The sequence below is a fragment of the Pseudovibrio sp. POLY-S9 genome (genome assembly GCF_001431305.1).
In the GTDB taxonomy this organism is placed as follows: domain Bacteria; phylum Pseudomonadota; class Alphaproteobacteria; order Rhizobiales; family Stappiaceae; genus Pseudovibrio.
The window spans coordinates 51,211-54,442 of sequence record NZ_LCWX01000238.1; the positions used below are offsets into that span (position 1 = coordinate 51,211).

Genomic DNA, 3,232 nt, shown 5'->3' on the forward strand with positions numbered 1-3,232 from the left:
CGGGCTTCACAACGGAAACATCATCCTCATCCACCTTCAGGTCCAGCGCCAGAATACCCTCATTGCGACCACGCAAAAGCGCCAGTGCACGGTGGCTCGGAATACTCTTCCAATTCTCAGAATAACCAAAGTAGTCAGAAAACTTTGCACCTTCCTGCTCTTTGCCAGCAACAACTTCTGCCTTCACAGCACCCTGACGCGCCACGTAGTTACGCAGTTTGCCAACCAGCTGAGCGTTCTCAGAAAAGCGCTCCATCAGGATTTGACGAGCGCCATCCAGCACCGCTTTGGTGTCCGCAAAGCCCTTCTCTGCATCAACAAAGCTGCCTGCTTCACTCTCGGGGGTCTTGTTCGGGTCGCTCAGCAGCAAATCTGCCAGCGGCTCAATACCAGCCTCACGGGCGATCTGCGCTTTGGTGCGGCGCTTCTTTTTGTAAGGGAGGTAAAGGTCTTCCAGAGTGGCTTTGTTGTCTGCACCAGCAATCTGCTTTGCCAGCTCGTCGGTGAGCTTGCCCTGCTCTTCAATGGATTTAACAATCGCTTTGCGGCGATCTTCCATCTCACGCATATAAATCAGGCGCTCTTCCAACGTACGCAGCTGCGTATCATCCAATCCACCTGTCGCCTCTTTACGGTAACGCGCAATAAACGGAACCGTAGACCCTTCATCCAACAACTGCACCGCAGAATTCACCTGCCCCGGCGCACAGCCAATTTCACCCGAAATACGCTGAGAAATCCGCAAAGCAATATCAGCAGAAAGCTTACTCGCTTTAGCAGGAGAGGAAGAAGCAACAGACGTCAGATCAGACATTCAAATCTCGCAGGCTTATTAAAAACAGATGCCCACCCTAGGTCCCCAATGCGGGCAAAACTAGGTACGAGAGACGAATACGCACAGGGAAAGGAGATGTAGTTTTATTTAAATTAACGTCCCTCTCTTCGGTCACTCAATCAGCGCTAAACTTCCAACGCTTCAATCATCTCCACTCGCATCGCATGTCGCCCACCCTCAAACTGAGCGGAAAGGAATGCATCCACGATATCGAGTGCAACTCCTTCGCCAATCACGCGAACACCCATAGAAAGCATGTTGGCATTGTTGTGCTCGCGGATCATACGAGCAGAGAATGTGTCGCTACAAACCCCGCAACGGATACCTTTAACCTTGTTCGAAGCCATCATGATCCCTTGGCCGGTACCGCACAAAACAATCCCAAACCTGCAATCACCAGAAGCAACAAGTTGCGCAGCCGCTTCGCCATGCTTTGGATAGGGCGTGCTTTCCGACGATGTCGGCCCGATATCGACAACTTCCCACCCCTTCGCAGCGATATGAGCCGCCACAACTTGCCGAAGCGGAATGCCTGAATGGTCGCTTGAAAGAACGATGCGTTTGTTGGTCGTCATGAAATAGCTTTCCCGTTTAGCAAGGCACTTTGACGGCAAAGGGTGGTTACCGCACCACTGTAATCTTCTGCGCTGCACGGGTTACAGCCGTATAAAGCCAGCGCGTTTTGTGCTCACGAAACGCCCAGCTCTCGTCAAACAGCACTACATCATCCCATTGAGAACCCTGGGATTTGTGCACGGTCAGGGCGTAGCCGTAGTCAAACTCGTCGGCACGGCGGCGGATGGCGTAGGGGAGTTGTTCGCTGCCTTCCTCAAACATCGCAGGCAGCACCTTCACCCTAATCGCCTTCTTGGAGATGTCATCCTCTGATGTAACGTCAAAGCGCAGCGTGTTACCGCGTGGCGGACGCAGGCGGGAGACTTCCCAGAGACCACCATTCAGCAAACCTTTGGTCTTGTCGTTACGCAGGCACACCAGTTTGTCACCAACGGACGGCATCTGTGTCGTGATACCCTTCAGGTCTCGAATCCGGCCGTTATAAAGCCTGCGTGTCTTGTTGGTCCCCACCAGCACCTGATCAGAGGCAAGGATCCGTTCTTTGTCGATGTCCCGACGGGAAATCACAGAACTGTCGCCATATTGGCCAAAGTCCAGCTCTTGCCCATCGCGAATATCCATGGACATGCGCACAATCGGATTGTCTTTCGCCTGACGATGAACCTCGGTGAGCATGATATCCGGCTCGGTCTCGGTGAAATAACCTCCACCTCGCACCGGCGGCAGCTGTGCAGGATCACCCAGCACCAGCACCTTTTTGCCAAAGGAAAGCAGATCGCGCCCGAGTTCCTCATCCACCATGGAGCACTCATCAATGATGATCAGGTCCACTTTCGCGGCAGGGCTGTCGCGGTTAATGGCGAACTGAGGGCTCTCATCCTCGTCCTCATCATCCTTCTTGGTGCCCTTTGGACGGTAGATCAACGAATGGATGGTCGAAGCATCTGCACAGCCCTTTTGGCGCAGCACATGCGCGGCCTTACCGGTGAAGGCGCCAAAGGCCACCTCTCCATCCAGCCCTTCAGCCAGATGGCGAGCCAGAGTGGTCTTACCGGTACCGGCATACCCAAACAAGCGAAACACCTGCGGCCCGTGCGAACGGGACCAGCGCGCCACTTCAGTAAGTGCATCATCTTGTTGCGGAGACCAATCCATTCCAGACCACCTGTAATAACTTTCTCAAACCAGAATGAGTAATAAACGAAGCTGGCCTGAAACGCCCTCGTTTTCTTAAAAAGGTCAACAGGACACTCCAAATTGAACCTGTGAAACTTACGCGGCCTTCAGGCACTGACGCTAGGGTTGCATCAGCCAATCATTTTCGGAGCAACCTCATGCCATTGTGGAAGACAAGTGCCAGCGAAAGTCCAGACATTTACGCCACGGCCCGCGCAGTTGAAGGACTTGCCAAAGAGCACATTCCAGAAACCGGAATGAGCCCGGAAGAAGCCTACAACCTTGTCCGCGACGAGCTCTATCTGGACGGCAATGCACGGCAAAACCTCGCCACTTTCTGCACCACATGGGTAGAAGATGAAGTCCACAAACTTATGGCCGATTGCATCGACAAGAACATGATCGATAAGGATGAATATCCGCAAACAGCAGAGATTGAAGCCCGCTGTGTTCATATCATCGCCAGCCTCTGGAACTCCCCGGAAGCGGAAGAAACAATCGGCTGCTCAACCACAGGCTCCTCTGAAGCCGCTATGCTGGGCGGGCTCGCCCTCAAATGGGCATGGAGAGATCGCCGCAAGAAAGAAGGAAAACCCTACGACAACCCCAATATGGTTTGCGGTCCGGTTCAGGTCTGCTGGCACA

At 53.5% G+C, this 3,232-nt stretch carries 4 protein-coding genes; 1 reads left to right on the top strand and 3 read right to left on the bottom strand.

The annotated features are described in order from the left end of the window. The 3 genes from PPL9_RS32840 to PPL9_RS26120 all read right to left on the bottom strand — a co-directional run. The coding region (locus PPL9_RS32840; RefSeq protein WP_280139078.1) for a Tex-like N-terminal domain-containing protein at positions 1-814 on the bottom strand (814 nt) is incomplete at its 3' end. A 146-nt stretch (positions 815-960) separates the two neighbouring features. Further along, positions 961-1,410, bottom strand: a complete 450-nt coding sequence (rpiB, locus tag PPL9_RS26115) for a ribose 5-phosphate isomerase B (RefSeq protein ID WP_057465453.1) — start codon at positions 1,408-1,410, stop codon at positions 961-963. A gap of 46 nt (positions 1,411-1,456) precedes the next feature. Beyond that, positions 1,457-2,566, bottom strand: coding sequence for an ATP-dependent RecD-like DNA helicase (locus tag PPL9_RS26120; RefSeq protein WP_057465454.1), 1,110 nt, complete (start codon positions 2,564-2,566; stop codon positions 1,457-1,459). Between the two features lie 179 nt (positions 2,567-2,745). Between PPL9_RS26120 and PPL9_RS34455 the strand changes: the two genes are divergently transcribed. Further along, positions 2,746-3,232, top strand: a 487-nt coding sequence (locus PPL9_RS34455; RefSeq protein WP_244273480.1) for a pyridoxal-dependent decarboxylase, incomplete at its 3' end; no start/stop codon positions are given.

Excerpts from the sequence above, each read along its gene's own strand:
- rpiB (WP_057465453.1), bottom strand. The coding sequence starts at position 1,410 with ATGACGACCAACAAACGCATCGTTCTTTCAAGCGACCATTCAGGCATT.
- PPL9_RS26120 (WP_057465454.1), bottom strand. The coding sequence starts at position 2,566 with ATGGATTGGTCTCCGCAACAAGATGATGCACTTACTGAAGTGGCGCGC.